At 67.5% G+C, this 25,121-nt stretch carries 22 protein-coding genes and 1 tRNA gene; 15 read left to right on the forward strand and 8 right to left on the reverse strand.

Annotation, left to right across the window (positions count from 1 at the left end; all coding sequences use genetic code 11):
* Nucleotides 1-87 precede the first annotated feature (87 nt).
* Nucleotides 88-879, forward strand: coding sequence for a DeoR/GlpR family DNA-binding transcription regulator (locus DMB86_RS00970; protein ID WP_113719240.1), 792 nt, complete (start codon nucleotides 88-90; stop codon nucleotides 877-879).
* A gap of 33 nt (nucleotides 880-912) precedes the next feature.
* Nucleotides 913-3,045 (forward strand): alpha-galactosidase, encoded by a 2,133-nt coding sequence (locus tag DMB86_RS00975; RefSeq protein ID WP_113716164.1) that lies wholly within the window; start codon nucleotides 913-915, stop codon nucleotides 3,043-3,045.
* Between the two features lie 19 nt (nucleotides 3,046-3,064).
* On the opposite strand, the gene DMB86_RS20210 is transcribed toward DMB86_RS00975, so the two are convergent.
* The gene (locus tag DMB86_RS20210; protein ID WP_129545437.1) at nucleotides 3,065-3,259 is read right to left on the reverse strand and encodes a hypothetical protein; all 195 of its coding nucleotides are present in this window, start codon (nucleotides 3,257-3,259) and stop codon (nucleotides 3,065-3,067) included.
* Nucleotides 3,237-3,722, reverse strand: coding sequence for a hypothetical protein (locus tag DMB86_RS00980; RefSeq protein WP_113716165.1), 486 nt, complete (start codon nucleotides 3,720-3,722; stop codon nucleotides 3,237-3,239). Before DMB86_RS00980 ends, DMB86_RS20210 begins: the two co-directional genes overlap by 23 nt.
* A 59-nt stretch (nucleotides 3,723-3,781) precedes the next feature.
* On the opposite strand from DMB86_RS00980, the gene aroQ reads away from it, so the two are divergent.
* Complete coding sequence (aroQ, locus tag DMB86_RS00985) at nucleotides 3,782-4,249, forward strand: type II 3-dehydroquinate dehydratase (protein ID WP_113716166.1); 468 nt, start codon at nucleotides 3,782-3,784, stop codon at nucleotides 4,247-4,249.
* A 13-nt stretch (nucleotides 4,250-4,262) separates the two neighbouring features.
* Here aroQ and DMB86_RS00990 read toward each other — a convergent pair whose 3' ends face one another.
* Entirely contained in the window at nucleotides 4,263-5,447 is a 1,185-nt protein-coding gene (locus tag DMB86_RS00990; protein WP_113716167.1) for a MarP family serine protease, read from the reverse strand.
* A gap of 243 nt (nucleotides 5,448-5,690) precedes the next feature.
* On the opposite strand from DMB86_RS00990, the gene DMB86_RS00995 reads away from it, so the two are divergent.
* A complete protein-coding gene (locus DMB86_RS00995; RefSeq protein WP_062007784.1) occupies nucleotides 5,691-6,368 on the forward strand; it encodes a Crp/Fnr family transcriptional regulator in 678 nt (225 codons plus the stop codon).
* A 354-nt stretch (nucleotides 6,369-6,722) separates the two neighbouring features.
* Here DMB86_RS00995 and DMB86_RS01000 read toward each other — a convergent pair whose 3' ends face one another.
* Genes DMB86_RS01000 through DMB86_RS01010 form a run of 3 tightly spaced genes read right to left on the reverse strand, consistent with a single transcriptional unit; the run spans nucleotide 6,723 to nucleotide 8,294 of the window.
* Entirely contained in the window at nucleotides 6,723-7,667 is a 945-nt protein-coding gene (locus DMB86_RS01000) for an NUDIX hydrolase (RefSeq protein WP_113716168.1), read from the reverse strand.
* Nucleotides 7,651-8,136, reverse strand: coding sequence for a RidA family protein (locus DMB86_RS01005; protein WP_113716169.1), 486 nt, complete (start codon nucleotides 8,134-8,136; stop codon nucleotides 7,651-7,653). Before DMB86_RS01005 ends, DMB86_RS01000 begins: the two co-directional genes overlap by 17 nt.
* A 2-nt stretch (nucleotides 8,137-8,138) precedes the next feature.
* Nucleotides 8,139-8,294 (reverse strand): DUF4177 domain-containing protein, encoded by a 156-nt coding sequence (locus DMB86_RS01010; RefSeq protein WP_107503899.1) that lies wholly within the window; start codon nucleotides 8,292-8,294, stop codon nucleotides 8,139-8,141.
* Nucleotides 8,295-8,330: 36 nt separating this feature from the next.
* Between DMB86_RS01010 and DMB86_RS01015 the strand changes: the two genes are divergently transcribed.
* The 6 genes from DMB86_RS01015 (at nucleotide 8,331) to DMB86_RS01040 (ending at nucleotide 17,504) form a co-directional block, all read left to right on the forward strand.
* Nucleotides 8,331-10,568: a transglycosylase domain-containing protein gene (locus tag DMB86_RS01015; RefSeq protein WP_113716170.1), complete on the forward strand. Its 2,238-nt coding sequence runs from the start codon at nucleotides 8,331-8,333 to the stop codon at nucleotides 10,566-10,568.
* 12 nt (nucleotides 10,569-10,580) lie between these two features.
* A complete protein-coding gene (locus DMB86_RS01020; RefSeq protein WP_113716171.1) occupies nucleotides 10,581-11,537 on the forward strand; it encodes a metallophosphoesterase in 957 nt (318 codons plus the stop codon).
* Between the two features lie 369 nt (nucleotides 11,538-11,906).
* Nucleotides 11,907-11,983, forward strand: a tRNA-Pro gene (locus tag DMB86_RS01025).
* Between the two features lie 241 nt (nucleotides 11,984-12,224).
* Nucleotides 12,225-13,910: an APC family permease gene (locus DMB86_RS01030; RefSeq protein ID WP_113716172.1), complete on the forward strand. Its 1,686-nt coding sequence runs from the start codon at nucleotides 12,225-12,227 to the stop codon at nucleotides 13,908-13,910.
* A gap of 191 nt (nucleotides 13,911-14,101) precedes the next feature.
* Nucleotides 14,102-16,078, forward strand: coding sequence for a DUF6541 family protein (locus DMB86_RS01035; RefSeq protein WP_129545438.1), 1,977 nt, complete (start codon nucleotides 14,102-14,104; stop codon nucleotides 16,076-16,078).
* 163 nt (nucleotides 16,079-16,241) lie between these two features.
* The gene (locus tag DMB86_RS01040; protein WP_113716174.1) at nucleotides 16,242-17,504 is read left to right on the forward strand and encodes a helix-turn-helix domain-containing protein; all 1,263 of its coding nucleotides are present in this window, start codon (nucleotides 16,242-16,244) and stop codon (nucleotides 17,502-17,504) included.
* Here the strand turns inward: DMB86_RS01040 and DMB86_RS01045 are convergent.
* The gene (locus DMB86_RS01045) at nucleotides 17,501-18,379 is read right to left on the reverse strand and encodes a phosphoribosylaminoimidazolesuccinocarboxamide synthase (protein ID WP_418202337.1); all 879 of its coding nucleotides are present in this window, start codon (nucleotides 18,377-18,379) and stop codon (nucleotides 17,501-17,503) included. The two genes, DMB86_RS01040 and DMB86_RS01045, sit on opposite strands and share 4 nt — an antisense overlap.
* Nucleotides 18,380-18,734: 355 nt before the next feature.
* Nucleotides 18,735-20,027 carry a phosphoribosylamine--glycine ligase gene (gene purD / locus DMB86_RS01050; protein WP_113716176.1) on the reverse strand — a complete coding sequence of 431 codons (1,293 nt, stop codon included), beginning with the start codon at nucleotides 20,025-20,027 and terminating at the stop codon, nucleotides 18,735-18,737.
* A gap of 308 nt (nucleotides 20,028-20,335) precedes the next feature.
* Here purD and DMB86_RS01060 point away from each other — a divergent pair, with 308 nt between their 5' ends.
* From DMB86_RS01060 to DMB86_RS01080, 5 genes are all read left to right on the forward strand, one after another.
* Nucleotides 20,336-22,675 (forward strand): hypothetical protein, encoded by a 2,340-nt coding sequence (locus DMB86_RS01060; RefSeq protein WP_171814325.1) that lies wholly within the window; start codon nucleotides 20,336-20,338, stop codon nucleotides 22,673-22,675.
* A gap of 52 nt (nucleotides 22,676-22,727) precedes the next feature.
* Nucleotides 22,728-23,291, forward strand: a complete 564-nt coding sequence (locus DMB86_RS01065; RefSeq protein WP_129545439.1) for a hypothetical protein — start codon at nucleotides 22,728-22,730, stop codon at nucleotides 23,289-23,291.
* A 66-nt stretch (nucleotides 23,292-23,357) separates the two neighbouring features.
* Entirely contained in the window at nucleotides 23,358-24,362 is a 1,005-nt protein-coding gene (locus tag DMB86_RS01070; RefSeq protein ID WP_113716180.1) for an asparaginase, read from the forward strand.
* A gap of 8 nt (nucleotides 24,363-24,370) precedes the next feature.
* Nucleotides 24,371-24,724, forward strand: coding sequence for a sterol carrier family protein (locus DMB86_RS01075; RefSeq protein WP_113716181.1), 354 nt, complete (start codon nucleotides 24,371-24,373; stop codon nucleotides 24,722-24,724).
* Nucleotides 24,725-24,746: 22 nt separating this feature from the next.
* Complete coding sequence (locus tag DMB86_RS01080; protein WP_113716182.1) at nucleotides 24,747-25,076, forward strand: hypothetical protein; 330 nt, start codon at nucleotides 24,747-24,749, stop codon at nucleotides 25,074-25,076.
* Nucleotides 25,077-25,121: the final 45 nt, after the last annotated feature.

Consider the following 25,121-nt stretch of genomic DNA (forward strand, 5'->3'; position numbering starts at 1 on the left):
TCACCCATGAAAACCGAGAAGCACGTGAAGACCGCCAAGGGCGATCCCCTCCGCGCCGAGCGCGCCGAGCGCGGCGAGGACGCGCCCATGCTGGCCGACGCCAGGCGCACCGCCATCGTGGCCACCGTGTCCCGGGAGCGCGTGGTGCGGGTCTCCGACCTGGCCGAGCAGTTCGGCGTCTCCCTGGTCACCGTCCGCCGCGACATCGAGGCGCTGGACGACGCCGGACTGGTCCAGAAGATCCACGGCGGCGCCAAGCTCCCCGGTGGGGCCAGCACCCATGAGCCCGGCTTTGAGCTTAAGTCCACCCTGGGCACGCTGGAAAAGCAGGCCATCGCCCGGGAAGCCCTGCTGCTCGTCAAGGAAGGGATGGCCGTCGGACTCAGCGCCGGCACCACCACGTGGGCGCTGGCCAAGGAACTGAGCGCCCGCAAAAACCTCACCGTGGTGACCAACTCCGTCAAGATCGCCGATGTTTTCCAGGAAGCGGGGTCCCGCGTGTCGGTGATCCTCACGGGGGGCGAGCGCACGCCGTCGGACGCCCTGGTGGGACCCATCGCCACGCAGTCCGTCCGGTCGCTGCACCTGGACCTGCTGTTCCTGGGCGTGCATGGCGTGGACGCGGACGCCGGCTTCACCACGCCGAACCTGCTCGAGGCCGAGATGGACAGGGCCCTGATTGAGGCCGCCCGCAAGGTGGTGGTGCTGGCCGACCACAGCAAGTGGGGCACCGTGGGCATCAGCACCATCGCCTCCCTGGAGGAGGTGGACGAGGTCATCAGCGACGAAGCCCTCGGCCTTGAGGCGCAGCGCATCCTGCGCGAGCACGTCGGCAAGCTGCGCCTGGTCGCCACCGTCCCGCATCCGCCGGCCTCATAGGCCCCCACCCGTCCAAATCGTCAGGAGCCACACGTGCCAGCCATCCACCTGCGCCAAGGCGGAATTTCCCTCGTCATCGGGCTCGACGGCGGCTGCCCGCAGGTCCTGCACTGGGGCGCCGACCTCGGTCCCGAACTGCCGGACCTTGGCATCCTGGACGACGCCGTCCCCCACTCCGCCCTGGACGTCCCCGTGGTGCTGGGGCTTCTCCCGCAGGCGTCGGCGGGCTGGCGGGGCCGTCCCGGACTGTGCGGGCACCGGCTCGGGGACGGGCCGCCTGGATTCTCCCCTCGGCTGAGCCTGCACGGCTGGTTCCACCACGGCCGGGAAGCCACCATTGAGCAGGCCGATGAGGAACTGGGCCTTTCCGTGACGACGTTCCTGACGCTGCACGACGGCGGCCTGCTGGAGATGCGCCACGAGGTGGCGAACCGCGGCGGCACGGACTTCGCCCTGGACGCGGTGTCCGTGGTGCTTCCCGTGGGCCGGGCCGGCACGGAGATCCTCGACCTCACGGGCCGGTGGTGCCGCGAACGCCACCCGCAGCGCCGCCCGGCCGGCCAGGGCACGTGGGTGCGCAGCGGCCGCCACGGCAGGACCGGGCACGACTCCCCGCTGCTGATGGCCGTCGGCACGCCCGGCTTCGGGAACCGGCACGGCAAGGTGTGGGCCGGCCACTTTGGCTGGAGCGGGGACCACGAGCAGTTTGTGGACACCGTGGCTGACGGGCGCACGGTGATGGGAGCGGCGGAACTGCTCGGGTCCGGCGAGGTGGCGCTGGGCCCCGGCGAAAAATACGCGACCCCACGCTACTTTGCCGCGTACTCGGACCACGGCCTGGACGGCATCTCCGAGGCGTTCCACCGCTGGTTCCGGGCCCGCAGCCACCACCCGTCCATGCCCCGGCCGGTGGTCCTCAACGTCTGGGAAGCCGTCTACTTCAACCACGACCTTGGCGTGTTGACGGAACTGGCCGATTCCGCCGCGGAGCTGGGCGTGGAGCGCTTTGTGCTCGACGACGGCTGGTTCCGCCACCGCCGCAACGACCTGGCCGGCTTGGGCGACTGGTACGTGGACGAGGGCCTGTGGCCGGACGGGCTGCATCCCCTGGTGGAGGCCGTCACGTCCCGCGGCATGCAGTTTGGGCTCTGGGTGGAACCGGAGATGGTCAACGCGGACTCCGACGTGGCCCGCGCGCATCCCGACTGGATCGCCGGGCCGGCCCCCCGGCACGACGCCGGGTCCCCGCTGCCGCTGCCATGGCGCCACCAGCAGGTCCTGGACCTGGTGAACCCCGGCGCCTGGCAGTATATTTATGACCGCCTCGACGCCCTGCTCTCCGAGTATCCGATCAGCTATTTGAAGTGGGACCAGAACCGTGACCTCGCCGAAATGGGCCACGACGGCGTGCCCAGCGTGCACCGGCAGACCCTGGCCGTATACCGGCTGCTGGACGCGCTGCGGGCCGCGCACCCCCGCGTGGAAATTGAAAGCTGCTCCTCCGGCGGCGCCCGCGTGGACCTGGGCATCCTGGAGCGCACGGACCGGATCTGGGCCTCGGACTGCAACGACGCCCTGGAACGCCAGGCCATCCAGCGGTGGACGGGGCTGGTGGTGCCGCCGGAACTCGTGGGCTCGCACATCGGCCCCACCACCGCGCACACCACGGGGCGCACCCACGATCTCTCCTTCCGCGCCCTCACGGCCCTCTTTGGCCACTTCGGCCTGGAGTGGGACATCCGCCAGGTCCGGGGCGCCGAACGTGACGAACTGCGCGGCGCCGTCGGGCTGTACAAGAGGCACCGCGCGCTCATCCACACAGGCACCATGGTGCGGGCCGACGTGCCGGACCCGTCGCTGATGCTGCACGGCGTCGTTGCCGGGGACGGCACCCGGGCGCTGTTCGCGCTGGCGGCGGTGGCGACGTCGTACTCTGAACAGCCGGGCCGGGTGGCACTTCCCGGGCTCGCCCCGGACACGCTGTACCGGGTCGAGCTGTGTTATCCGGGGCCGGACGCGGCCGGCACCACGTTTGTGCAGGCGTCGCCGCCGGCATGGGTGGCGGGGGGCGCGCTGGCGTCGGGGAGGTTCCTGGCCGAGGTGGGGCTCCCGATGCCCGTGCTGAACCCGGAGCATGCCATCCTGTTGGAGGTCACGGCGCGCTGATGGGGCTGCGGGCCGGCTTTTACTTGCCGGCGGACTTGGCGGACTTGGCGGGTTCGGTCTGCAACAGCTTTTCGGCCTCCTCCAGCAGCCGCTTCTCCCCAAGAGTCTTGACGGTCACGGTCCGTTCACCCAGGGCCGACAGCCTCACGGTAAATGTCCCTGCTGCCGCGGCACGCTCCGTGTCCCGGCCGCTACTGGGCTTGTCGTTGCTCATCGTCCTCCTGTCCGGTCCTCTGTGTGGGAGCATTCCCATCCCCATTTTCGCCCACGGGGGCCGGCGTGTCGAGACCGGCGTCGGGCTCCGGCGCGCCCCCACCGAAGCCACTGCCGCGCGCCGGTTCAGAGACCGCAACGGCCCCCATTTCAATGTCGTTTTGAATGCCGCGGGCAATTGAATTGAACAACGCGACATCCTCGGGCGTGGCGAGGCTTCCGGCCTTGAGGCTCGTCAGCACCTTCAGCCCCGTAAGCTTCACATCCACCCTGGAGTCCAGCGCCGAGTCGATGGCCCACTGCGCGCGCGTCCACCATTGGTCCCGCTTGTCCGCCACCAGCCGCTGGCGGTACGCCTTGTAGGCAACCAGTGCCGCGAAGAAAACACCCGTCGGTGCAAGGACGGGAATCCATTCCCTGCACCAGAGGCCCACATTCCAGATGAAAGGTCCCCATACGTCCATAGCCGCATCCTACCGCCGGGCCATCCGTGGCGGGCCGGATCGTGCGGCATGATTAAGCCATGACTTCCACCCCTGACGCCACGCCCGCGGACCGCGGCGAACTGCTCATCCTCAACGGCCCCAACCTGAACCTTCTGGGCACCAGGGAGCCAGCCATCTACGGCAGTGACACGCTCGACGACGTCGCCCGGCTCACCATTGCGGCCGCCAACGCCGCGGGATTCAGCGCCGAGTGCATCCAGTCAAACCACGAGGGCGATCTCGTCGACGCCATCCACTCGGCCCGCGGCACGGCGGTGGGCATCATCATCAATGCCGGCGCCTACACGCACACGTCCGTGGCCATCCGGGACGCGATTGCCGGCGTCGAACTTCCAGCGGTGGAGGTACACATCTCCAACGTGCACAAGCGCGAGGAGTTCCGGCACCACTCCTACCTGTCCCCCGTGTGCGACGCCGTCATTGTCGGCGCGGGCACCCACGGCTATGTGCTGGCCGTCAGCTACCTGGACAAGGTGCTGGCGTAGCCCGGGCCCGCCGTCACTTGACGCTGCAGCTCCCCGAGCCCACGGCGCTGCTGAGCATGGGCGCAGCCGCGATGACGGGGGAAACCTCGGTCATCGTGAACGCGAAGCCCACGGGTTCGGAGGTCGTCGACTTGGCGAAGACCACCCCCACCACGCGGCCCGAGGTGTCCAGCAGCGGGCCGCCGGAGTTGCCGGACTGCACGTTGCCGGCCAGCTGGTAGATGTCCTCGGTCGATTTGTGTTTGCCCGTGATGTCCGGAATCACCATGGGCCCGGAGGCCATCACCGTGGCGGGGCGGACCTGGAGCGGACCGCCCAGCGGATACCCCGCAAAGGCCGCCTGCGTGTTGTCGCGGAGGGTGGGGCCGGTGCCCAGCGGCGCCACGTTCAGCCCGTCCACGGCCAGGATGGCCAGGTCCTTGGCCGGATCAAAATAGACCACCCGCGCCGGAAGCGAGCCCTGCGTCGGGGTGTCCACTACGGGCATGGAAACACCAGCCACGACGTGCGCATTCGTCAGGACGCGGTCGGGTGAAACCACAAAGCCGCTCCCTGTCTGGTTCTGGCCGCACTGAAAGGCGGTGCCGGTGATTTTCAGCACGGACTTGGCCGCATTGGTCCAGGCGGGCGTGTTGGTGCTCGCATTGGGCGCGGTCACCTGAACGTTGGGCCCGGCAGGGTTGAGCAGCTGCGGGATCCCCTCCTCCAGAACCAGGGAGCGCATCTGCGCCGCCACGGCCTTCACCGGGTCCGGCGTCCACGCGTCGATCCTGGAAATGACCACCGAACCGCTCAGCTGCTTGGAGACGGCCGGGATGCCCAGGTTGGTCACACCAAAGGCGAGCAGGGAGATCACGGCCGCGCCGACCACCACGTTGAGCACGCCGCCCAGCAGCCGGTCGATGATCCGGACAGGCCCTGACTTCACCCGCCTGCCGATGGTCCGGCCAATCCTGATGCCCACGCCGTGGCCGATGGCGATCAAGAGGACCGTGGCGCCGATGACAAAAACCGTCCGCCAGCCGGGTCCGGGCGCATGCTCGCTGACAAAGGGGGAAGCGAAGAACGCCGCGGCGGCACCGGCAACAAAGCCCACCAGCCCGCCCAGGCTCACCACCAAGCCGGCCCCGAGCCCGTAGATCAGCTGCCACAGCAGCCACAAAATCAACACTGCATCCAACCAGGAGAAGCCAAACACTCTTAGTCCCGCCTCCCTCTGCCAGCCCGCGCACCGGCTGTTGCCCATGCACTGCGTGCGGGTTCCCGAACGGCGCCCGCAAGCACATGTTACCGGTCCCGTCCCGGCATTCCCTGTGCCCGGCGGCGGTGGAATCCCGGCCAGGGAACGCCGGTAATGCCAAATTGGTCACAAAAGCTGGAAAGTTCTGAAAGAATCAGTACCAGGTTCCAACTGTTTAGTTACATACTTCAAGGAGATTTCATGGACATCGAGGTACTGCGCCGCGCACCCCTTTTCACCACGCTCGACGACGAGGCCTTCCGGCTGCTGACCGACGAACTGGCCGAGGTGGACCTCTCCCGCGGGGCGTCCGTATTCCGCGAAGGCGACCAGGGCGACCAGTTGTACTTCATTGTTTCCGGCAAGGTGAAGCTGGGCCGCACCTCCCCCGACGGCCGCGAATCCCTCGTCGCCATCCTCGGCCCGGGCGAGCTGTTCGGCGAGATGGCCCTCTTTGACCCGGCACCGCGCAGCACCACCGCCACGGCCGTTTCCGAAACCCGGCTGGCCGGGCTGAAGAACGAATCCCTCAACGCGCTGCTGCGCAACCGGCCCGAGGTGTCCATGCAGCTGCTGCAGGCCCTGGCCCGCCGCCTGCGCCGGACCAACGACAACCTCTCCGACCTGGTCTTCTCGGATGTCCCCGGCCGCGTGGCCAAGGCAATCCTGGACCTCGCGGACCGCTTTGGCCGCCCCGCCACCGACGGCATCCTGGTGGCACACGAGCTCACACAGGAAGAACTTGCGCAGCTGGTCGGCGCCTCCCGCGAGACCGTCAACAAGGCCCTGGCGGAGTTTGTCCAGCGCGGCTGGCTGCGCCTCGAGGCCCGCGCCGTCGTCATCCTGGACGTCAACCGCCTCCGCCAGCGCTCCCGCTAGTCCCCACGGGTCGAGCCGGTCGAGACCGCTGGTCGAGCCTGTCGAGACCGCTGGTCGAGCCTGTCGAGACCCGAACGACGGCGGCCCGGTCACCATATGGTGGCCGGGCCGTTCTTGTGTGGCCTGCTTCCCGCGTCCACCCCGTTGAATCTGCAGCTGATGCGATGAAACCGGACCGATCCTCGCATCAGCTGCAGTTTCAACCAAGTGGATCGCATCTGCTGCCGTTTCAACCGCCGATCTGGCCCATGCCGCCGCCGTTTGCGGCAAAGCGCCGGCGCGTGTGCCACCGCCAGCTCGGTGAGAGGCGTGAGGCAAAAAACCTCGAAAAGTAGGGAGCGTTGTCCGGCGAGGCTACCGCTCGCGGCAGGCTGCGCCTTCCGACGCCGGGGACGCCTGCACCTCCAGTTCGAAGGTGCCGTCCGGTTCCCTGACGAGTTCGGGCTGGTACTCGTTGATGGGGCGCTTGTGGTTCAGGTACGCAATGCAGCCGCGCGCCGCGCCGAGCTTTTCGAGGATGATTTCCACCCCGGGCACCACCAATTCCCCCAGCGTCAGCCCGGTCGTGGTGTCCAGGCCGATCTCGTCGCCCAGGCCGGTGGTGGCCCGGCCGGCGAGGATGTCCGCGGCGCACACCCACCGGCCCCACACGCCCTTGCTGGAGAGCAGCTGCGGCTCCTGGTTGACGGGAGCGGCGGCCGCGAAGTAGCGCGTGTCAAAGCGGCGGTGGGCGAAGTCCGGGCTGAGCCAGTGACTCAGGGGTTTGAGCAGGTCGGTGCGCAGGACCAGCCCCCGGCGCTCGAGCACGCTGGCAAAGGTGATGTCCTGCGCGGCGATGGCTTCACGCGCCTTCATCCATTCGGGCCCGGAGACGCCTTCCACGAGGGAGGAGGCGTCGGGCCCGGCGAGCAGGATGCCGGTTTCTTCAAACGTTTCGCGGATGGCCGCCACTACGTGACGCTTCGCCACGTCGACGTCGGATGTCCCCATGGCCTTGGCCCACTGCGCCGGCGAGGGGCCCGCCCAGTCGGTGACGTCGTCGTCCGCAGCTTCAATGGTGCCGCCGGGAAACGCCACCAGGCCCAGCGGCGAATTGCCGGGCCTGTACGTCATGAAGGTCTGCAACCCGCCGGGACTGTCCTTCAACAGCACCACGGAGGACGCCGAACGGGGCTTGCTGGGAGTGCGCTCGCCAAAGTCGACCCATGCCTGGGCGGCTTCGCGCTGGTCTGCGCTGAGCGGAAAAATCCGCTTCCCTGCGGGCCGGTGGCCCGCGGGGGCATTACTGAAATTCGGCAATCAGCTCAACCTCGACAGGTGAATCCAGGGGCAACACGGCAACCCCGACGGCGGAACGCGCGTGGACCCCCGCGCCGCCAAAAACTTCGCCAAGCAGCTCGGATGCGCCGTTGATGACGCCGGGCTGGCCAGTGAAAGACGGGTCGGAGGCCACGAAGCCCACGACCTTGACGATGCGGATCACGCGGTCCAGATCGCCAATGGCGCTTTTGAGGGCGGCAATGGCGTTGATGGCGCAGGTTGCCGCAAGCTCCTTGGCGTCCTCAGCGGAAACGCCGGCACCCACCTTGCCCGTCGATGTGAGTTTCCCATTAACGAACGGAAGCTGCCCGGAGGTGTAAACGTAGCTGCCGCTCACCACTGCGGGCACGTAGGCGGCGACGGGCGCGGCTACGGCCGGCAGGGCCAGTCCGAGCTCCGACAGTCGCGCTTCAATGCGAGAATTCCCTTGAGTCTGCGCGGTTTCCACGGTTAGGCCTTCTCCCGCTTCAGGTAGGCGACCAGCCCGTTGCCGTCCGGTCCTGTGACGACCTGGACCAGCTCCCAGCCGTCCTCGCCCCACTGGTCAAGGATCTGCTTTGTTGCGTGAATAATCAGCGGAATTGTGGCGTACTCCCATTTGGTCATGCTTCAAAGCGTAGTCCCTGCCGGTAAACTGAGAAAATGGCAGCAAAAAAACACCCCATTTTCGATACCGCCACCACCCTCGGAAAACTAATGCTCTTCCTTGGCGTGAGCGCGGTTTGTGGTGTCTTGGTCGCCGGGTTGATGGTTCCCGCCGTGGCGCTGACGGGCAACACCGCCACCTCCTCGATCGACTTCTTTGATCACCTGCCGGACCAGATGAACGTGGGCGTGCCCGCGCAGTCGTCAAGGATACTGGCCTCGGACGGCTCCGAGCTGGCCACCTTCTACAACCAGAACCGCACCAACGTCAAGCTTGCGGACATCTCCCCGTTCATGAAGAACGCCGCCATCGCCATCGAGGACGCGCGCTACTACCAACACGGCGGCATTGACACCAAGGGCTTGATGCGTGCGGTGGTGTCCATGGTGCAGGGCGGCGGGCGCCAGGGGGCCTCGACCATTACCCAGCAATACGTCAACAACGTCATCATCCAGACCTATGCGGCCAATGGCGAGTTCGACAAAATCAAGCTGGGTGGGGACAAAAAGGCAGGCGACAAGGTCCGCGAAATCAAGCTCGCCATCGCCATGGAAAAGAAGTACTCCAAGGACGACATCCTCCAGGGCTATTTGAACTGGGTGCTTTTTGCCAACGGCAACTACGGAGTTGAAGCTGCCGCCTCCTACTACTTTGGCGTCCACGCCAAGAACTTGACGCTGCCGCAGGCCGCCCTGCTGGCCGGCGTGGTCAACAGCCCCACGGCCTACGATCCCGTGGCCAACCCGGACAACGCCATCTCGAGGCGCAACATGGTGCTCGCCAACATGCTTGACCAGAAGATGATCGACAAGAAGCAGTACGACGCCGCGGTCAAGACCAAGATCGACCTCAAGATCCATCCCAACAAGAACGGCTGCGCCACCGCCGAGCGCGGCGAGTACTTCTGTGAATACGTCACCAACCTGATCTCCAATGATCCCCGCTACGGCAAGACCAAGGCGGACCGCGAGAAGTTGCTGGAACAGGGCGGCCTGACCGTCAAGACCACGCTGGACCCGAAGCTGCAGGACGCCGCACAGGCCCAGTTCGCCAACTTCACACCCATGAACAACAACCCGGACAAGGTGGGCCAGGCACTGGTGACGGTGCAGCCCAAGACCGGCAAGATCCTGGCGATGGCGCAAAACACGAAGCTCCACGCGCCTAAGGGCCAGTGGAGCACGGAGTACAACTTCACGGTTGACAAATTCGACAAGAGCGGCAACTCCCTGGGCGGTTCCGGCGGCTTTGACGTGGGCTCCACCATCAAGCCGTTCACCTACGCCGAATGGCTCAACTCGGGCCACAAGATCAACGACATGGTCGATGCCTCGGTGCGCAGGTACCCCGTCGGGTTCCACTGGCAAAACTCCTGTGGCGTCAGCACCGGGGCCTACGATTCGTCCGATCCCGTCAACGCCGCCGACGACCTGCAAAATGCCGAGGACGGGCGCTACGCCCGCATCACCGCGCATATGGGGCTGGTGCTGTCGCTGAACACGGCAACTGTTGCCGAGGCCGCCCAGCTGGACCTGTGCAACATCCAGAAGATGATGACCGCGGCCGGCATCCACTTGGGCGCGGACCCCAACAAGCCCTATAACCTCTCCAACGTCTCCAGCCTCCTAGGCAGCGGCGAGGTGGCTCCCCTGACGATGGCCACCGCCTTTGCCACCTTTGCTTCCGGCGGCGTGCACTGCGATCCCATCGCGCTCGTCTCCATCACCAACGCCAAGGGTGACAAGTTCCCCGTCCCCACAGCCAACTGCAAGCAGACGATCCAGCCCGAGGTGGCCGCCGGCGTGGTCCATACCCTGCAGCAGGTGCTGGTAAACGGTTCGGGCTGGCAGATCGGCCTGCGCTACCCGGCCGGGGCCAAGACGGGAACCACCAACGACTCACAGCAGACCTGGACCACGGGTTTCACCAAGGGCCTGGTCACCTCCTCCTGGCTCGGCAGCCCTGAGAACAAGAACCGTGGAAACAATGACCTGCTCATCCAGAACAAGCGCATCCCCTACGTGGACGGCGCCACCTACGCGGGTGTGGCCTGGCAGGGCTACATGAACGCGGTTGCGGGCAACTATGACACCAGCGGCTTCCCGGAGCCGCCGTCCAGCATGCTCAACCCGGTCGTGGTGGCGCCGCCACCCAGCGCACCCACGGACACCAAGAACACCAAGAAGGACGACAAGTCCGACACCAAGTCGCCGGCGCCGAAGAAGAAGGACTAGGTCGTCAATATCATGAGCACCCAACGCACCCGGCACCCCCACCTCGCCGCCCTCGGCTGGACTGCCGGTGTGGCGGCCGCGGGAAGCGTTGGGTGCGTGGCGTACGGCGCGCTGGTTGAGCGCACCTGGTTCACCCTCCGGAATGAATTCCTGGCGATCCTGCCGGCAGGGTCCAAGCCCTTGACCCTGCTGCACCTCTCCGACATCCATCTCTCCCCCGGCGAGCACAAAAAGGCCAACTGGCTGCGGGAGCTGGCGGACCTCAAGCCGGACCTGGTGGTCAATACGGGCGACAACCTGAGCCACCCAAAAGCCGTGAAGCCGCTGTTGGCCGCGCTCGCCCCGCTGATGGAGTTCCCCGGCGTCTTCGTCCCCGGCTCCAACGACTACTTCGCCCCGCGGTTCCAGAACCCGCTCGCCTATCTGGGCGGCCCGTCGAAACTTCCCGGGCAGGGCAAGCGTCACCCGCATGTCTTGGACACCGAATCCCTGCACGCGGGCTTCGGCATGGGCGGCTGGACCAACCTCACCAACCGGGCGCAGTCCCTTCCGCTGGCGGGCATCCGCTTTGATTTCAGCGGCGTGGACGATCCCCACCTGCGCCGTGAGCGCTATGCCGGCTGGCCCCGCGGCTCCGCCAGCCAACACTCGGCCCCGCACGTCAAGATCGCCGTTGCCCACGCCCCGTACCAGCGCGTGCTGGATTATTTCACCGCCGACGGCGCCGACCTCATCCTGGCCGGTCACACCCACGGCGGCCAGGTCTGCATCCCGGGATACGGCGCGCTCGTCACCAACTGCGACCTCCCCACCTGGCGTGCCAAGGGACTCCACGACTGGAGCGTTGACGGGCGTACGACGCCGGTCAACGTCTCCGGCGGCATCGGCACCTCCCGCACGGCCCCCTTCCGTTTCGCCTGCCGCCCGGAAGCAGTGCTCCTGACGCTGACGGCCAGGCCGGGCAGCTGAGTTCCGGCGCCCCCGCGGCGCCCTTGAGCCGTGAGGTTCGAGATAACCACGAATGCTGGCCGTGAGGTTCGAGATAATTCCCACCCGTGGTTGAGGTTTATCTCCAACCTCAACGGCGCCATCGGTGGTGATGTCCAACCTCAACGAGAAGGGGCGACGCCAACGGAGGGTGCGGACCACTGCCAAACCTGCACGCCCGCTCATCCATGGTCGAGGCCGTCCTCTCGTGTCGACGACGCCGGCCCGGGACGGACTCCCTGGTGTGGCCGGCGCCGGATTGCCCGGCGATTTCGCGTAACCGGCATCCGTCCGCTATTCTTGAGAGGTTGCTTTTTCGACAATCTTCGTGGTTGGGGAAGGGCAATGGATCGGGGTGTGGCGCAGCTTGGTAGCGCGCGTCGTTCGGGACGACGAGGCCGCAGGTTCAAATCCTGTCACCCCGACCAGCAAAGGCAGTGTCCACGCGGACACTGCCTTTAGTGTTCCCCCTTTAAGGGGCCGGCTGCCCGGCAGCCCCGGCGAAGTCACGCCGAGCTCGTGGCAAATGTGGGGTCTTTAGTCATCCTTCGTTCCGCGTCTGCGGCACATTTTATGGGCATGCGCCCAGCAAACTCACTCAAACCTGCCAAGCGCAGGGTGTAGCCTCGGTCACGCAACGAAAAAGCCGCCAAAGGAGATGGTTTTGCGATGAGTAGTGCAGCAACAGAAAGCAGACGCCAAGGAGGGGTCCCCCAGCAAGGAGCAAAGCTCAAGCGGCACCTGGGTCCCGTGGGACTCCTGTTTACCGCCATAGGTTCAATCATCGGCTCGGGCTGGTTGTTCGGGGCCTACAACGCCTCACAAATTGCCGGGCCCGCGGCAATCTTTTCCTGGCTGATCGCCGGACTCATGGTCCTGATGATCGGCCTTTGCTATGCCGAGCTGGGGCCAATGTTCCCCATCTCCGGCGGCGTGGTCAGGTACCCCCACCTGGTATGGGGCTCCTTCGCCAGCTATTCGCTGGGATTCATCACCTGGATCAGCTCGGCCGCCGTCCCGGCCATTGAGGTCATGGGAGCCCTGACGTATGCCACCAAATACGGACCGTTCACCATCGCCCAACGAGTATCCAACACCACGGTGCACACACTGACGCCGCTGGGCATCCTGATCGCCGTGATCCTGATGGCCATCTTTGTTGTCATCAACTATTACGGCGTTCGGCTCTTCGCCCAGATTAACAACGTCCTGGTGTGGTGGAAGCTGTTCATCATCCTGCTGGTCATCGCCACCTTCCTGGTCATGGCCTTCGGCACTGCCCAGATGGGAACGCTGAACAACTTCACGTCACTGGGTTTCGCCCCCTCCGGGGGCGCCGCGATCTTCACCTGCATCGCCACGGCGGGAATCACCTTCTCCTTCCTCGGTTTCCGGCAGGGCATTGAACTGGCCGGCGAGACGTCGAACCCCAAGCGGAACATTCCCTTCGCCATCATCGGATCCGTGGGCATCACCGCCGTCATCTACGCATTGTTGCAGGTGGCCTTCACCATGGGCATTCCCGAGCATGTGCTGCAAAGCTCCGGCAGCTGGTCGCATCTGGCGTTCACCAACGACTTCGGCCCGCTCGCAGCCATTGCCACCATGGGCGGACTGACGTGGCTGGCCTACCTGCTTTACGCGGACGCCATCATCTCCCCCACCGACACCGGCCTCATTTACACCACCATTGCCGCCCGCGTCTCCTACGCCCAGGGCCGCAACGGCAATGCCCCGCGCTGGCTGGCCCGCACCAACAGCCATGGCGTCCCACACTGGAGCCTCTTCCTGACGTTCCTGGTGGGCCTGGTCATGTTCCTGCCGTTCCCGAGCTGGCAGCAGCTGGTTGGCTTCATCACTTCCGCCACGGTGCTGTCCTTTGGCTCCGGGCCGCTGGTGGTGGCTACGCTGCGCCGCCAGATGGCCGGCCGGGCGCGTCCGTTCAGGCTTCCGGGCGGCTACACCATCCCGCTGATCGCGTTCTACTGCGCGAACCTGATCGTGTTTTGGGGCGGGTGGAACACGAACTTGAAGATTTTCATCACCATCCTGCTCGGCTACATCCTGCTGGTCGTCTTTGAATTCACCGGCGACCGCAAGAGCAAGCCCAAGCTCGACTTCAAGGCCGGCGCCATCTGGCTGATCCCATGGCTGGTCCTGGTCGGGGTGCAAAGCTGGCTGATGGACCCCGCCGCACACCCGGTCCTGTTCTGGTGGGCTTTCCTGACCAACGCGGTCATCACCGTGATTGTCTTCATCCTCGCCCTGAATTCGCACCTGCCCATCGCCAAAGTCCAGCAGTACATTGACGACGCCGAGGAGGAGTCCCGCGACGAGGAGGAGCTGGCCGTCTAGCGCGCCCGGATAGAATGGTGCGCATGAGCCAGAACCTTCCCCCGCGTTCCACACGCGGCCACATCTTCGACGCCGGGAGAGACGGCCACGGCCCGCTGACGCCCAACTGCCTCGTCGTGGCGAAGATCCAGGCGCGCTGACATCAAGGGCACCAGTTTCGGGGCACCACTGTGACGTCGTGGATCGAGGCCGTGCCCGCTTTGGCCGTGACATTGCTGATCCTCGGAGTGCCCGGCGCCGCCGTCTTCGCGGCCCTGCGCGTCCGCGGCCTGGCCGCGATGTGCCTGACGCCGGCCGTTTCCGTTTCGATCGTTTCCGCCAGCGCCGTGGTGGCGCCCCTGATCCGCCTGCCGTGGGGGTGGCCGGTGGTGCTGCTGGGGACCTGTGTCACCGTGACGGGTGCCTGGCTGGCCCGCCGCTTCATCCCGGCACTTAAAGCTGCCGGCCCAGGAAGCTTCACGGGCCGACGCGGGGCCAGCGGCTCCCGCGGACCAGTGCCGGCCGCCGCCATCGGAGTCCTGGCGGCCCTGGCCATGACCGCCGTGTTCCTGGTGGTGGTCTCACCCAGCCCCGGGCAGTTCACCCAGGGCTATGATTCCGTGTTCCACCTGAACGCGACCGAATACGCCGTCCAGACCAGGAACGCGTCCTCCTTCTCCATTTCAAGCTTCATCCTGCCCCCGGGCAAGTCCGCGTTCTACCCCGCCGCCTGGCACGGGCTGGCAAGCCTTTTGGTGCTCCTGACAGGCATCAGCATTCCGGCGGCCATGAACGTTCTCACGCTGGCCGTGGCAGGTCTGGTGTGGCCGTTGTCCTGCGTGTTCTTCACCCGAACGCTGTTTGGGGAGAAGCGCAGCGTGCTGTTGGCCGCCGGCGCCCTTTCTGCGGCCTTCCCGGCCTTCCCCTACCTGCTGCTGCAATACGGCTCCGCCTACCCCAACCTGCTGTCCAACGCGATGGTCCCCGCCGGCGCGGGCCTGGTCCTGCTGATCATCCGCCCGCCCGCGCGCCCGCCGCTGGAGCCGGCCATGGCGCTGGCCATGGTCGTGCTCTTCCTGCCCGGGACCGCCATGGCCCAGCCCAACGGCGTCTTCAGCATCCTGCTGGTCCTCACTCCGTTGCTCGTCCACCGGGTCTTTCTGTGGCTGCGCAGGGGATTCCGGCGGGGCCCGCGCCGTGGTTGGGCCCTGACCGCCGCGCTGGCTGCCTGCGTGGCCGCCGCGGCCGGCGTCCTGCTGTCCCTGCCACAGTTTAGAAGTCTTTTCAACTACACCAGCCCGGCGTTCCTGCCCTTCTGGCTGGCGCTGGTGCGCAACGTCACCCACGCCCCGGACCCCATCTGGTTCCCCGCCGTCGCCCTGACGCTGCTGGCGCTGTACGGTGCGTGGACCGCGGCCAGGGTGCACGGAATGCGCTGGCTGCCGGCATCGCTGCTGCTGCTCAGCTTCACCTACCCCCTGGCCGCCGGAACCAACCTGCCCGTCGCCAACGTGGTCATGGCCCCGTGGTGGGACAACCCCGAGCGCATTGCGGCCCTGATGCCGCTGGCCGCCGTCCCGCTGGCCGCCCTGGGGCTGGGCCGGTTGCTCGACCGGGTCCGGGCCAGGCGCTTCCGCTTGGTCTCCACCCGCAAGGGAACGACGACGGCGGCAGCGGTCCTCGCCGTCGTCCTCGCCTTCTCCAACCCGGGCTTTTGGCAGATGGCCGGCGCGGTGGGGCAGATATACAACGTCCCGCCCCAGCCGGACAGGCTGGCCCAGGTGGACGCGCAGGAGCTGTCGCTGATCCGCCGGCTCGACACGCTCACCACGTCCCGGGACGTCATTGCCAACAACCCGTACAACGGTTCGGCGCTGGCCATGGCGCTGGCGGGCCGGCACATGCTCTTCCCCTACAGTTCCCAAGGCGACCTCACCGCGGACCAGTACACGCTGCGCTTCTGGCTCAACCGGGTGGGCAGCGACCAGGCCGTGTGTGCTGCGGCCAAGCGCCTGGGCGTGACCTACCTGCTGGACTTCGGCACGGACTACATCCCGGCGTTTGACAACCCGAAGTCGTTGTATCCCGGCGTCACCCTGGCTGGCGGCACCGAGGGCTTCACCCTGGTGGCCAGGGAAGGGCATGCCTCGCTGTACAAGCTCACGCTGTGCGGAGGGGTGCCGATGTAGCCCTTCACGGACCGCCGGAAGCAGAAGGAGCCCCCGTCGCCGGAAGCATCGTCAACAATTCCGGTTGACAACATCTGTAGCGGGTTAACACAAACTAGTCATAGCGCATAGAGTTGACATTAATATTTGCATCGACATGGTGGTTTGCAAGAGGAGCAGCATAGTGGGCAGCAGTTTTGGTGACCGTCTCCGGCAGGAGCGCCTGGCGCGGAGCCTGACCCAGGCGGAACTGGGCGGGGCCCTGTACTCGGCCAGCTACATTTCCCTGCTTGAAAACGGGCGGCGCGAGCCCACCGTTGAAATTATCAAGCAGCTTTCACGCCAGCTGCAGCTGGCCCCGCATTCCATCGAGGAGTGGGCGCAGCCCGTCTCCACGGAGGAGAGCAGCTACCTCATTGCCTCACTCTATGCCCGCCAGTGCTGGGACACCCGCGACTACGTAGGCGCAGCCCAAAGCGCAGGCACCGCGGCGGAAAAGGCCCTCGCCAGCCACGACTCGGTCACCTGGTGGAACATGTCCTACCTGCAGGCGAACGCGCTGCTGCGCTGCGGCGGCCAGGAAGACGCCCTGGAGGTCCTGCAAAAACTGCTCAGCCACGCCCTGACCGCGGACAGCGACGCGCTGACGCTGCGCACCCGGCAAACCATGTCCGCCGCCCTGTTGAGCCTGGGCCGCCTGCCCGAGGCAATCGAGCAGGCCACGCTCGCGGTCGAAATAGGTTCAGGGGACACCGACGAGGAATACGCCGCCTACCTCATCGGCCTGCAGACGCTGGTGGGGGCCCTCGCCGAAGCAGGCGACCTTGAAGGGGCCTGGCAGCACTGCCTGACCCTGGCGGATGCCGTCACCGAATCCACGCCGCCGCAGCTGGCCGGGGAAATCCATTGGGTGATCGGCAATGTGGCGTTCATCCGCCATGACGTCAACCGGGGCCTGTTCCACCACGCACAGGCAGGCCGACTCCTCTCCCCCACCCAGGACCTTTCCCGCTGGGCCCAGTTCAACAAGGCCACCGCCTGGGTGCGGCTGGCGGCGGGCGTCGTCGAGCCGGCCACGCTGGAAGCGATCGAACGCAGCGAACTGGCGCATTCCGTGGTGGGCGCCACCCGCACCGAAGCCCTGGAGGTTTCCCTGCTGCGGGCCCGGTGGCTCTACCTCAACGGCGACATGGCCGCGGCGCTGACCCTGCTGGAAAGCATCGGGGCCGAGCGCGAGACCCTCGCCACGCATATCGCCGGCGACACCGCGCTGCTGCTGGGCAAGGTGCTCAAGGCGCAGGGCCGCGTCGAGGACGCCTTGGCCGCCTTCAACGATGCCAAGGCCATGTTCACGGATGCCGGGGCCACGGACAGGATTTCCCAGGCCATGGAAAGCATTGTGGACATCGAGTCGCTGCGCCGCTCCGGCACCCTGGGCGGCAGCTAACTGAACGCGGCGCCGGTAAGTCGCTGGTACGCCTCAACGTAGCGTCCCCGGGTGCGTTCGACGACGTCGGCTGGCAGCCGCGGCGGAGGCGTTTCGCCGTTCTTGTCCCAGCCGGATTCCGGACCAACCAGCCAGTCGCGCACATACTGCTTGTCGAAGCTGGGTTGGGCCCGGCCCGGCTTCCAGAGCTGCGCATCCCAAAAGCGGGAGGAATCCGGCGTGAGGACCTCGTCGCCGAGGGTGACTTCGCCGGTCGCGGGATCCGTGCCGAACTCCACCTTGGTGTCAGCCAGGATGATGCCGCGCCCGCGCGCAATCTCCTCCGCCCTCGCATAGATGCCCAGCGTCAGGCGGCGCAGGGTGCCGGCCGCTTCGGCGCCAACGGTACCGGCCATGGTTTCAAAGGTGATGTTTTCGTCGTGCGTGCCCACCTCCGCCTTGGCCGACGGCGTGAAGATGGCCGGCTCCAGCCGGGATCCGTCCTGCAGGCCGGCCGGCAGCGGCAACGCGCATACCGTCTGCCGCTGGCGGTACTCCAGCAGCCCCGATCCGGTCAGGTAGCCGCGCGCGATGCATTCGATGGGGAACATCTCCAGCTTTTTGCAGACCATGGCCCGGCCGGCGACTTCCACCGGCACCCCGTCCTCCACCGTCGTGGCCACCAGGTGGTTGGGGACGTCGAGCTGTTCGAACCACCACAGGCTCAGCTGCGTCAGGATGCGTCCCTTGTCCGGGATTTCGGTGGCCAGGATGTTGTCAAAGGCGCTGATCCTGTCGCTGGCGACCACCAGCACCACGTCGCTGCGCCCGGCGAACGGGTGCCCGCCGGCTGGGCTCGGCGAACCCTGGGTCTCGACAGTCGCATCAGGGCCCACAGCGGCGAGGGTCCCGGAGCGAGCGCGCGAGCTTCGGGCCGCATCAGGGCCCACAGCGGCGAGGGTCCCGGAGGGAGCTTGCGAGCTCCGGGCCGCATCAGGGCCCACAGCGGCGAGGGTCCCGGAGCGAGCTTGCGAGCTCCGGGCCGCATCAGGGCCCACAGCGGCGAGGGTCCCGGAGCGAGCTTGCGAGCTCCGGGCCGCATCAGGGCCCACAGCGGCGAGGGTCCCGGAGCGAGCTTGCGAGCTTCGGGAGCCGCTGGGGACGTAGAGGTCGCGGACCTTGCCGGAGTAGACGTGTTCCCAGCCGGGCAGGGTAGGGGCGGTGGTTGGTGCCGAAGTCATCTGGTGTTCCTTACGCCTGGGCGGCCGTACCGGCCACGGTGATTTCGCCGCGCGCGGCCTTGGCTGCAATGTCGCACCGGTACTGGCCGCCTTCGAGCGAGATCTGTTCCATGCCCGCATACGCGCGTTCGCGGGCGTCCTCCAGGTCCGCGCCCAAGCCGACCACCGCGAGAACGCGCCCTCCGGCGCTGACGGTGTTGCCGGCGTCGTCCACGGCCGTGCCCGCGTGCAGCACATGGACGCCGTCCAGGCGGTTGGCCTTCTTCAGGCCGCGGATGCGGTCGCCGGTGCGTGGAGCGCCCGGATAGTTGGCGCTGGCCAGGACGACGGCGACGGCGGTCTCGGGTGCCCAGCGGAGTTCGTCGGCCTCGTCGAGCTGGCCCTTGGCCGCGGCAAGCAGGAGGCTGCCCAGGGGTGTCTTGAGGCGGGCCAGGACGGCCTGCGTTTCCGGGTCCCCGAAGCGGGCGTTGAACTCGATGACCCGGGTGCCTCGGCTGGTCAGGGCCAGTCCGCAGTACAGGACGCCGGTGAATGGCGTGCCACGGCGCGCCATTTCGTCGATGGTGGGTTGGGCGACTCGGTCGATGACCTCCTCGACCAGGCTTGCCGGCACCCATTCCAGCGGCGAGTAGGCACCCATGCCGCCGGTGTTGGGCCCTTCGTCGCCGTCAAAGATGCGCTTGAAGTCCTGGGCCGGCGCCAGCGGGACCACCGTGCGGCCGTCGGCCAGCACAAAGAGGGAAACCTCGGGTCCGTCGAGGTATTCCTCGATGACCACCGTGCCCCCGGCGTCAAAGCAGCTTTGCGCGTGGGTCAGGGCCTCGTCGCGGTCATCGGTGACCACCACGCCCTTGCCCGCTGCCAGGCCGTCGTCCTTGACCACATAGGGTGCGCCGAAGGCGTCCAGGGCATCGGCCGCCTCCTGCGCGGTGGCGGCCACCATGGCCATGGCGGTGGGGACCTGGGCCTCGGCCATGATGGCCTTGGCGAACGCTTTGGAGGCCTCCAACTGGGCGGCCTCGCGGCTGGGCCCGAATACCGGGATGCCGGCGGCCTGCACGGCGTCGGACACGCCTGCGGCCAGCGGCGCCTCGGGGCCCACCACCACCAGGTCGCTCTCCAGCCTCAGCGCGAGGGCCGTCACGGCCGCAGGATCGTTGGCGTCGATGCTGTGCGTGGGCACAATGGCGGCGATCCCCGCGTTTCCGGGTGCCGCATGGACCTCCGTGACGCTTGGGTCGCTCAACAACGATCGGACAATGGCATGTTCGCGGCCGCCCGGGCCAATCACTAGGACCTTCACGCTACAAGCGTACTTGGCTTGGCGTCCGGGTCCGTAAACTGCCGGTCCGCCGGGGACGGCGACCGTTCCGGGCCGGCCGCATGGCGTCAACGCAGCCTCGGAACCGCGCCGTAACAGGGGCTGACGGCCATTGCCGCCGCGAGGCGGACTTGATAGCTTTGCGAATGGATGGCGCCCGTCCGGAGCCATCCCGGGAACGACAACCGAGCACCGGACCTTTCGGCCCAGGCGGTCCGCAACTTCAGGGGGACAGGTACATGCACGCAAGCACCCGTGGTTTCGTTTGGCGCCGATCTTTGGCCTGCGCGGTGGCGGCGCTCCTGGCCAGCGGCACTGTTGCCGCCGGCGGCGCCTCGGCAGCACCCCAAGAGGGCCCGACGGCGGTGGCACCGTCCAGCGCCACTGCGGCCCCCACGGCATCGCCCGCCGGCAACGCCCCATCGGCCACCACGGCGGCCACGGACCCCGCACCGGCAGCTCCGACGTCGGCAGTCTCTTCCAGCGCCCCTGCGTCTCCCACGGCAACGGCTCCCGCCCCCAGCGCCACGGCGGACCCGTCCCCCACAAAACGAGCAACGCAACCGGCCGGGACTCTCCCGGCCGGCCTGGAAGCGGCCCTCAAGCGCGATCTTGGCAAGTCGGTGGCCGAGTTCGAGGCCAATGGCGAGCTGGCCAGGGGAGCCGCCGCCGTCGAAGCTGCGGTCGGCAAGTCGGACCCCGCGTCCGTGGTTTCCGTGGATGGTGACTCCATCAAGGCGGTGACCACGGATGCCGCCGCTGCCAGAAAAGCCGCCGGCACCGCAAAGATCACCGTAATCCCGGAGGCGGCCTCGCCGGCCCCGGGAAAGGTTGACCCAGGCGGCGTGGAAGCACTGTTCGCGGACTACGCCAAAGTTTTCGGAGCCAAGAACCTGCAGTCCATCATGGTCGATGCGTCTGGCCGTTATGTCATCCGCACCGGTGACACTGCGGCCAAGCCGCCGGCGCCGGCGTCCCCGCCCCGAACGGCAACCGCCCCCGCTGCCTCGGCGGCCAGGGTGCCCACTGCCGCCCCCGTGGCGTCCGCAGCGTCCGTAGCGGACTTTGCCGCAAAGTACAGGAACGTGGTCGTGAAGCCAGCGGACGGCCACGTCGCTGCCTTCGCCGGCGACGTGGTGGACGGCCAGGGCTACGCGTCCCATGTTTCCGGCAACGAGTATGAGGCGTGCAGCATCGGCTGGAACGGTTTCAACAGGGCCGGTCGGCCCGCCGTCATCTCCGCCGGCCACTGCACCCTAGACGGTTCCCTGAAGAATCCGCTGCTGACCGACCCTGCCCACGACGCCGCCGCCAGGCCCCCAATCTCCGGCATCGCCTTCCTGGGCAGCCTGGGCACTTTCGGCTTCTCCCAGTTCGGAGGCCCAGGCAACAGCCCCGTCATCGGCTTCGACCCCAAGGCCCCAAGCCTCGCTGGCGTCGGCAACATTGGCACCGATGTCTCCGTCATTGACAACATCACCGCAGGCCTCAACCAGCTTCCCTTGGCGACACACTGGATGGACCCGGCCAACCTCCCGGCCGCCGCCACCAGGGTCACAGGGGTGTCAACGGCCATCCCGGGCGCCGACATCTGCAAGTCGGGGCGGACCACGGGGTGGACCTGCGGCACCGTCACGGGACGGGGACTCTTCCTCGTCGCGGGCGTCCAGAACCCGAGTAGCGTCTCGGACGTCCGCGGCGTGCGCGGCTTTGCTTCCACCCTCCCCAGCGACCGTGGCGATTCCGGCGCCCCCGTTATCTCAGGCACTACCGCCGTCGGCATCCTGAGCGCCGGCGACGGCACCACGACCTACAGCACGGACCTGGTGGACGCCCTGGCCCACACCGGCGGCTACACGGTCAGGATCTTCGTCAACACCCCCACGTTGGCCACCCCGGCCAACGGCACCATCCACCGGTCAACCACCATCACCGGCAGGGTCGCCGCGGCGCCGGCCGGCACCACCGTTTCCGCGACCATCGGCGGCAGGACCGTCACGGTTCCCCTTGGCGCCAACGGCACGTGGTCCATCAAGGCCCCCAACACTTTCGGCACGTTCAAGCTCACCGCCCGCGCCAAGAGCGGCTTCAGCACCTCCGCTTTGGCCACCTTCAACGTCACTATAGTCAAGCAGACACTGGCTGCGCCCGCCTTCACCGCCCCGGCAGCGAACGGCTCGGCTGCAGCACCGGTCAGGACCATCACGGGTACAGGGAAGCCGGGCGCCACCATTGTCCTTTCCGGCGCCGTGACAGGCACCGCGCACGTCGGCACCAACGGCAGGTGGTCCGTGGCAGCGCCCAAGGCACTGGCCCCTGGACGCTACGCCCTTACCGCCAGGCAGTCCCTGAAGGACTGGAACACCTCGACGGCGGCCACCATCAGGTTCCGGGTGGTTGCGCCCGTGCGGGCGGCCGTCCCGCTCTCCGGCGGCGCGGTGACCGTTGTCGAGGCCGGCGTCACGGCGGCCCAGGGCTCGGCGGCCGGTGGCGCCTTGGCCGAAACCGGCGTCCCGGGCACGCTTGGCGGCTTTGGCGCGGCGGGCGGTGGACTGCTGCTGGCCGGCGGCGCACTCCTGCTGTTCCGGCGCCGCGACAAGGAACGGCCCGATACGGAACAGGAACACTGATGGGACGGTCATCCAGTTCATGCAGGACGTTGACACTGGACAGGACGTGGCAATGGAAGAAATGAACAACAGGAAGCTGGCGGCCGTCCTCGCCGCCGCGAGCATGGCAGGAGTACTGGCCATGGGCGGATGCGCCCCCCAGCAGTCCCCGGGCGACACACCGGGCGCCCAGCAGGGCGGACCGCAAACCGGTTCAACTGCTCCTGCCACTGAGCAGTCCACCGAACTGCTGATGCTCAACGACCAGCTGAAGGCGGCGCTCGGCAGCGCCTACTCCGACTCCTGGATCGAAGGCGGGCGGCTCCACGTGGCCATCACCACACGGGAGGCTGAAAAGGCGGTTTCCCGCGCTGGCGCCGTCCCGAAGCTGGTCACCTTCGACGTCGCACAGCTGGAGGCGGCGCTGCGGGCCGTGGCCGCCTGGCAGGCATCGCTGCCACCGGCGCAGGCCTCTGCCATCCACAGAATCATCAGCGACGGCCGCAACGGCACCGTCACCATCTACGTGGACACCACTCAGCTTGACGCCATTTCCGGCGCGGCCGCCACGGACAGACCAGCCGGCAACGTGCCCCTGCTCATCAAGGAATCCGCGGGCCTGCCCACACCCCAGTAGAAAACCGGACCACTGTTGACGGCGCCGCCGCGCAGCCTTCCGCCCTTTAGTCGCTAGGATGACACCATGATCCAGACCTTCCGGGCGCACGACGCCGTTGAACTCGCCGTCCTGGAACGCAGCGGATTTGTCGAGTCCCGGCACGTTGGTTCCGCCGTCGTGGTAGCCGCCGACGGATCCGTGGTCACGTCCCTGGGCGCCGTCGACTCCCCCATCTTCCCGCGCTCCGCCGTCAAGCCCTTCCAGGCACTTGCGGCGATGCAGTCCGGAGTTCCGCTGCGCGGGGCGCAGGTGGCCATCGCCGCCGGCAGCCACACCGGGTCGCTGGAGCACATGGACATTGTCTCCGGCATGCTCAAGGCGGCCGGTCTCACCGAGAACCATCTGGGCTGCCCCGCCGCCTGGCCTTCGGATTCTGAGGCCCGCGCGTGGCTGCTGCGCACGGACCGGGGCAAGTCCAAGCTGGCCATGAACTGCTCCGGCAAGCATGCTGCCTTCCTGTGGGCCTGCAAGGAAAATGGCTGGAACACGGCCGGGTACCTGGAACCGAACCATCCCATGCAGCGCGCCGTGCGCCGGGCACTGGAGGAATACACGGGCCAGGCGATCCGCCATACGGGAGTCGACGGCTGTGGCGCCCCTGTCATGTCGGTCACGCTCAAGGGCCTGGCCCGGGCCTTCACCACCCTGGCCAAGGCGCCGTCGGACAAGTCCGCCAACGCGCGCGCCGCGACAGTGGCCACCTCGATGCTCGACTACCCGTGGGCCGTGGAGGGACACGGCCGGCCCAACACCGTGGTCATGGAGGACCTGGGCGTCCTGGCCAAACTAGGGGCCGAGGGCGTGTTGGCGATGGCCACCCCCGCCGGGGCCTCTGTGGCCGTGAAGATGCTCGACGGCAACGGCCGCGCCGCCACCCTGGTGGCGCTGACGCTGCTGGCGGCGTCAGGGGCGTTGGACGTCCCCGAAGTGGCCGCGGTGCTCGGCAAGGTGGTCCCGCCCATCATGGGTGGCGGCAGGCCCGCGGGCAGTCTCCGCCTAGGCCAAGCCGTCAGCGCCCTCCTGAACTAAGGGGCACCGTGGTTTCCCGACGCCGGATTGACATTTCCGAGGGCAGGGCCGCCCTTGACGCCTGGAAGCAGGGGGGCGTGCCCCGCGCCGTGACGGCCATGGCCGTGCGCTACTCCCTGGAGGAACTTGCCGCCCGCGCCCCCGGCAATTCCGTCGAGGTGCGCGTGCCGCCCTTCGGCGTAACCCAGTGCGTGGCCGGGCCCCGGCATACGCGGGGCACGCCGCCCAACGTGGTGGAGTGCGACGCCGGAACCTGGCTTGCGCTGGTGACCGGACGGACGGGCTGGGGTGACGCCGTCGAACGCGGCCTGGTGGCGGCTTCCGGGCTGCGGGCCGACCTTTCGGGGGAACTGCCACTCTAGCGGTGCGGGTACCCTTGTAGGTATGACTTCCCAGCCCGTTGACCCCTCAGCCGACGCCGTGCAGGCACCGGCTCCGCGCCGCCGGCTCACGGTGCGCCGCGCGCCCAAGTACGTCCCCTTCATGGTTGCCGGCGCCCTGCTGGGCGTGATTGTGGCAGCGATTCTTGCCTACGCCTCGAACGGTGCGGAGCAGTTTGGCTCCGGCAGTGTCTTTGGCTTTTTCGCCGTGCTGCTGATGGTTCCGGGTGTTGGCCTGGGCGCGGTGGCGGCCCTGGTCATCGACCGCAGGAGCATCCGGCGCACCGAAACGGCCGTGGTCGAGTCCGTTCCGGAGGATGGAACCGGCGACTGACGATGCCCGACGGCTGCGGGCATGCGTTAGAGCCCGCCGCCATTA

This window comes from Arthrobacter dokdonellae (genome assembly GCF_003268655.1).
GTDB lineage: Bacteria > Actinomycetota > Actinomycetes > Actinomycetales > Micrococcaceae > Specibacter > Specibacter dokdonellae.